This is a genomic window from Pseudoalteromonas sp. TB51, from assembly GCF_000498055.1.
Classification (GTDB): domain Bacteria; phylum Pseudomonadota; class Gammaproteobacteria; order Enterobacterales; family Alteromonadaceae; genus Pseudoalteromonas; species Pseudoalteromonas atlantica.
In genome coordinates, this window is the sequence record NZ_AUTO01000181.1 from 1 (window position 1) to 6152 (window position 6152).

The 6152-nt window shown below is 42.6% G+C and carries 6 protein-coding genes; 2 read left to right on the plus strand and 4 right to left on the minus strand.

Translation table 11 applies throughout. The annotated features are described in order from the left end of the window. Positions 1 to 1218, plus strand: a protein-coding gene (locus L650_RS23715; RefSeq protein ID WP_128081048.1) for an IS3 family transposase whose coding sequence is annotated in 2 segments (ribosomal slippage) — positions 1 to 335 and positions 335 to 1218 — 1219 coding nt annotated over the 2 segments. Because the reading frame shifts where the segments join, the coding sequence is not laid out codon by codon here. This gene is flagged as partial in the annotation. Between the two features lie 28 nt (positions 1219 to 1246). On the opposite strand, the gene trkA is transcribed toward L650_RS23715, so the two are convergent. From trkA to def, 4 genes are all read right to left on the minus strand, one after another. Next, positions 1247 to 2623, minus strand: coding sequence for a Trk system potassium transporter TrkA (gene trkA, locus L650_RS0109840; protein ID WP_004588040.1), 1377 nt, complete (start codon positions 2621 to 2623; stop codon positions 1247 to 1249). 75 nt (positions 2624 to 2698) lie between these two features. Then, entirely contained in the window at positions 2699 to 3994 is a 1296-nt protein-coding gene (gene rsmB / locus L650_RS0109845) for a 16S rRNA (cytosine(967)-C(5))-methyltransferase RsmB (protein ID WP_004588039.1), read from the minus strand. Beyond that, positions 3987 to 4940 (minus strand): methionyl-tRNA formyltransferase, encoded by a 954-nt coding sequence (gene fmt, locus L650_RS0109850; RefSeq protein ID WP_029773000.1) that lies wholly within the window; start codon positions 4938 to 4940, stop codon positions 3987 to 3989. Before fmt ends, rsmB begins: the two co-directional genes overlap by 8 nt. A gap of 21 nt (positions 4941 to 4961) precedes the next feature. Then, positions 4962 to 5468 carry a peptide deformylase gene (def, locus tag L650_RS0109855; protein ID WP_004588037.1) on the minus strand — a complete coding sequence of 169 codons (507 nt, stop codon included), beginning with the start codon at positions 5466 to 5468 and terminating at the stop codon, positions 4962 to 4964. Positions 5469 to 5587: 119 nt separating this feature from the next. Here def and L650_RS0109860 point away from each other — a divergent pair. Then, positions 5588 to 6152 (plus strand): LysM peptidoglycan-binding domain-containing protein (locus L650_RS0109860; RefSeq protein ID WP_029773001.1); only part of this gene is annotated, 565 nt, incomplete at its 3' end.

Below are 6152 nucleotides of genomic sequence, written 5' to 3' on the forward strand. Positions count from 1 at the left end.
TAAAGACGTTAAGCGTACTCAGCGAGATTATACATTAGGCTTTAAATTATCTATTGTTGAGCAAGTAGAAAAAGGCGACTTCACCTATAAACAAGCGCAAAGTCATTACGGTATTCAAGGCCGCAGTACCGTTCTGGTATGGCTGCGAAAACATGGTAAATTAGATTGGTCTAAACCAACTTATATAGCCAACATGCCTAAATCGAAAGAAACCCCAGCACAAAAAATTAAACGTTTAGAGCGCGAGATAGAAGAGTTACGCCTAAAGGATTTAATCAAAGATGAAATGATTAATATTATGGATGAAGAATATGGAGCGGGCTTGCGAAAAAAGTACATATCCGAGCTATCACGCGCGCAAAAGAAAACCATCAAATAAAGCTTACTCCGTTATGCCGTGCATATGGCGTAACGCGACAAGGTTACTATCAAGCTATGCGCAGAATAGATGCTCGGAATAAAGAATTGGAGCCAGTCAAAGAATTAGTGATGTACTGGCGGCAATTCATGCCTCGTATTGGTGGGAAGAAACTTTATCTGATGATAAAGCCAGACCTGCAAGAGCGTGGCATTAAACTAGGTCGTGATTGTTTTTTTGATTATTTGAGAGAGCATGACTTTCTTGTAAAACCAAAGAAAAATTACACTAAAACAACAAACAGTAACCATTGGATGCGCAAGCATCCCAATTTACTAAAGGAATACATGCCTACTGCGGCCGAGGAAGTCTTCGTTAGTGACATTACATACGTAAAGTCAGCGCAAGGCGTGCATTACCTATCGTTAGTCACTGATGCTTACAGTCGAAAAATAATGGGTTATGAGCTGAGTGATGAAATGAAAGCAACCGATGTAGTCAGAGCATTAGAAATGACAATTAAGCAACGCGTATATAAACGTGATGCCATTCATCATTCAGATAGAGGTTTACAATATTGCTCTGAAGTATATCAAAATGCGCTATTAAAAGAGGGCATTAGACCATCGATGACCGATGGGTATGACTGTTATCAAAACGCATTAGCAGAGCGTATTAACGGGATATTAAAGCAAGAGTTTTTACTGTATAAATGTCGCAATATGGCAGAGTTAAAACAGCTCGTTGAAGAATCGATATTTATATACAATGAAATGCGACCGCACTTAAGTTTGGATATGAAAACACCAAATCAAGTGCATAAAAAAGACCTGGCGCTTTCGCACCAAGTCTTTCATTAAAACCGTCAACCTATTTCAGGACGGGACACTATAAAAATATAGCGCTAACTTGGAATAGCTTTTCTACTACGTTGATATGCTTTTTATCGATTAAAAACATAATAACGTGATCACCAGACATAATAACCGTGTCGTCGTGGGCAATCAGTACGTCGTCATTACGTACAATAGCACCAATCGTTGTACCTGCAGGTAGCTTGATATCGGCAATCGCACGGCCAACTACTTTTGATGTGTTTTCATCGCCATGGGCAACGGCTTCAATGGCCTCTGCCGCGCCTTTACGTAACGAGTACACATTAACAATATCGCCACGGCGTACGTGTGTAAGTAGCGCCGAAATAGTTGCTTGTTGTGGTGATATAGCAATATCTATTTCACCCCCTTGCACTAAATCTACATACGCACCACGCTGAATAAGCACCATGGTTTTTTGTGCGCCCATGCGTTTTGCAAGCATGGCCGACATTATATTTGCTTCATCGTCGTTGGTTACGGCAATAAACACATCAACTTGCTCTATGTGCTCTTCAGATAGTAGTTCTTGGTCTGAGGCGTCTCCACAAAACACGACGGTGTTATCTAGCATTTCAGAGAGTTGCTCAGCACGCTCTTTACTACGCTCTAGTAACTTAACGCTGTGGTTTTTTTCCAGTGAGCGAGCAAGGCCTGCACCAATGTTACCGCCACCGGCTATCATAATTTTTTTGTAAGAACGCTCAAGTTTTTGTAACTCGTTCATAACTGCGCGAATATGCTTAGTGGCAGCAATGAAAAATACTTCATCGTCCGCTTCTATTACCGTGGTGCCCAGTGGCTTTATAGCTTTACCTTGGCGATAAATTGCTGCTACACGGGTTTCTACATTCGGAATATGCTCTTTTAAAGCAGAAAGCGCATAACCCACTAATAAGCCACCGTAGTAAGCTTTTACAGCCACAAGAGAGAGCATGCCATCGGCAAATTGCAGCACTTGCAACGCGCCTGGGTAATCTATTAAACGGCGAATATATTTGGTAACAAGTGCTTCGGGGGCAATATAGTGATCAACCGGGAGGTCATCGTTATGAAATAGCTTTTCGCGGTATTTTAAATATTGCTCTGATCGGATACGGGCTATTTTAGTGGGCGTATTAAAAATACTATACGCGACTTGGCACGCCACCATATTAACTTCATCTGAGCTGGTTACCGCAATAATCATGTCGGCGTCTTCAGCACCTGCACGTCTGAGCACATCTGGGTGAGCACTGTGCCCCGTGACCCCTTGTAAGTCGTACTTATCTTGTAGCTCTCGTAAGCGGTTGCCGTCTATATCAACAACGGTTATTTCGTTTTGTTCGCCAACTAAGTTTTCAGCAAGCGTACCACCGACTTGTCCGGCACCGAGTATGATTATTTTCATTATTTACCCGAATTACTGTTTAATTAAAAAAATAGCCATTTACTGTTTAATAAATGGCTATTGAGTGTACGGCTATTAGGCTTTTTTAACTAGCTTAGCGTAATAAAATCCGTCGCTTTCACCTGGTAGTAATTGTAAACCAGGGTTGGTAACTGTGTCGTTGTCGTGCAGTGGTATATGCTCAACGTCACTATTATTAGCTAAAAATTTAGCGACTTGCTGTTGGTTCTCTTGCGGCAGTACCGAACAGGTTGCGTATATCATTGTGCCGCCTGGTTTAAGTAGCGGCCAAATGCTATTGAGTATATCGCTTTGTAGTGTGGCTAAATCTTCAATGTCGGATGCGCGGCGAAGCCATTTTATATCTGGGTGGCGGCGTATAACACCGGTTGCCGAACAAGGGACATCTAATAAAATGCGGTCAAACTGTTGCTCATCCCACCAGGTGTGTGGCTGCGAAGCGTCTGCACATTGTAGGTCTGCGCCTAAACCGATACGGGTTAAATTTTGTTTAACACGTTCTAGGCGAGTGGCGTCACTATCAAGTGCTAATACTTCTGCATCGGCAAGCTCTAATATATGACATGTTTTACCGCCAGGTGCTGCACAGGCATCTAAAATGTATTCATCAGCTTGAGGTGCTAAAAAGCGTGCGGCTAATTGTGCTGCGGCGTCTTGAACTGAGCAGGCGCCCACATCAAATTCTGGCAACGAAAATACATCACGCGGCTTAGCTAGTTTAATACCATCAACAAACTCAGGGTTTAACGTGTGCTCTATATCGTTAGCCGTTAACATTTCGCTGTATTGTTGCGTGCTGTATTGGGCTTGATTGACACGTAACCACATAGGGGCTTGTTGTTGGTTTTCTTCAAGAAGCGCTTCCCAGTTGTCTGGGTAGGCAGCTTGCACTTGTTTAATAAACCAATTTGGATGGTTATATAAACACACTGGTATTTGCTTGGCTTTTTCTTCAAGCTCGCTTTGTTGGCGCTGAAAACTACGCAAAATAGCGTTGATTAAGCCTTTTAAGCCTAATGCACGCATTTGGCCAAGGGCATTAACGGTTTCAGAAATGGCGGCATGCGGTGGCACGCGCATATGCTGCAGCTGATAGATACCGACATACAACAAAAACTGAAAAATACGACGCTTACCTTTAAGTGGCTGTTCTACTAAATGTTGGCAGTAGTTTTCAAGGCTAGGTAGGTAGCGCAACACGCCGTAACAAATTTGCTGTAATAGCGCTTTGTCTTTAGGGGGCAGGCCTTGGCTGGCAAATGGTAGCTCTTGATTTAGCGAAGCGCCTTTATCAACCACGTTATATAAAGTTTCAGCGGCAAGCGCACGTACGTTTTGAACATTACTCATTATTTTCGCCTAATACGGTGCCAGGAGTTACCCAGTCACTGCGACCGTTTAAAAAGTCGCTAATTGCCATTGGTTTTTTACCTTGGGGTTGCAGCTGTGTAATACTTAATGCCTGCTTGCCACACGCCACTACAATGCCGTTTTTATCGCTTGATAAAACAACGCCCGCAGGGCCTGTTTGCTCAACTACTGAGGCTTGGTAAATTTTTACGCTGTGCTCACCCATTTGAGTAAAACACACTGGCCATGGATTAAACGCACGAATATTACGCTCAATTTGTACGGCATCCATCGTCCAATCAATATTTGCTTCCTCTTTTGAAAGCTTTTTAGCGTAATTTGCCAGCTCGTCGTTTTGCGGCTCTGCTATAAGCTCGCCATTGGCTAACTTATTAATGGTTTGAACAAGTGCTCCGGGACCAAGTTCAGCCAGTTTGGTGTATAAACTGGCACTGGTTTCATCCGCAGCAATAGGGCAGCGGCTAATGTGCAGCATGTCGCCGGTATCAAGCCCTTCATCCATTTGCATTATGGTTACGCCGGTATCTTCATCGCCAGCCCAAATTGCGCGCTGTATAGGCGCAGCACCGCGCCAGCGCGGTAAAATAGAGCCATGCACATTTAAGCACCCTAAGCGTGGTGCCTCTAAAATGGCTTTTGGTAAAATTAAGCCATAAGCCACCACAATCATGATATCGGCATTTAAGCTTTTAAGCTCAGTGAGTGCGTCTTCATTTTTTAATGATTGTGGCTGAAAAACAGGTAGCTCATGTTCAAGCGCAAGCGCTTTTACTTCACTGGCTTTTAACTTTTTACCACGCCCAGCAGGGCGGTCTGGTTGGCTGTAAACTCCAACAATTTGGTGTTCGCTTTGAATTAACGCTTGTAGGTGACGAGCGGCAAAGTCCGGCGTACCGGCAAATATAATGCGTAGTGGTTTTGTCACTGAGTTTTCCTAAGGTGCTTATTACTTCGCGGCAAATTTAGCTTCTTTTTCAAGCTTTTTGCGAATACGTTGACGCTTTAATGGCGATAGGTAATCAATAAATAGTTTACCTTGTAAGTGATCTAGTTCGTGTTGAATACAAATAGCTAATAGCTCATCTGCATCTAGTACAAATTCTTCACCATTTTCGTTAAGAGCAGCAACGGTTACGGTTTCAGCACGGTCTACTTTTGCGTAAGAGTTAGGCACTGATAAACAGCCTTCTTCGCTAATTGTTGCACCATCTTTTTTAATAATTTGTGGGTTAATTAAAACCAGTGGTTCGTCGCGTTCTTCTGATACGTCGATCACCACTATACGTTGATGAATATCAACCTGTGTAGCAGCTAGCCCAATGCCGTTTTCATCGTACATTGTCTCTAGCATGTCTTTTACAATTTGGCGAACGTTGTCATCAACCTGTGCAACTTCTTTTGCTACCGTACGTAAACGCTCATCTGGAAATCTTAAAACTTCTAACCTAGCCATAGTTACCTTTTTACACTTGTGCTTAATTTAGGGTATTGTATGCTCTTATTTTAGCCATTCGCGTTCCCCTTTAACAGGTTTTGGTCAATAATAATGAAAAAACAATACAAGGAAGCCCAATGAAATCTCAATTGGCTGCAATTATGTTTGCACTAAGTACTGCTTTTCCTGCAGTCGCTGATGTTTTACAAATAAAAAAAGATGCTCCAAAACAATATGTTGTAAAAAAAGGCGATACCCTTTGGGATATTTCCGGCATTTATTTAGAAGAACCATGGCTGTGGCCAGAGTTGTGGCAAATGAACCCGCAAATAGATAACCCGCATCTAATTTACCCAGGCGATGCACTCGCGTTAGTGTACGACGCCGACGGTAACCCGCGTTTGGTGATTAATAAAGCGTACAGAAAGTTATCGCCGCAAGGGCGTATTACACCAAAAGGTAATAACGCCATCACCACTTTGCCACTTGAAATAATTAAACCTTATTTAAGTTATGAGCAAGCAATTAACAGCGATGACATAGATGATAAGCCGTATATTTTAGGGGCAAACGAAAATACTAAAACGCAAACTCTCGGGCATATTTTATACGTTAAGGGCGATTTAAAAGTACATAAAGCGTATGCTATTTATCACAAAGGCGAACCTTACATAGACACACAAACCGGTGAAGAGCTAGCCA

Excerpts from the sequence above, each read along its gene's own strand:
- trkA (WP_004588040.1), bottom strand. The coding sequence starts at position 2,623 with ATGAAAATAATCATACTCGGTGCCGGACAAGTCGGTGGTACGCTTGCT.
- rsmB (WP_004588039.1), bottom strand. The coding sequence starts at position 3,994 with ATGAGTAATGTTCAAAACGTACGTGCGCTTGCCGCTGAAACTTTATAT.
- def (WP_004588037.1), bottom strand. The coding sequence starts at position 5,468 with ATGGCTAGGTTAGAAGTTTTAAGATTTCCAGATGAGCGTTTACGTACG.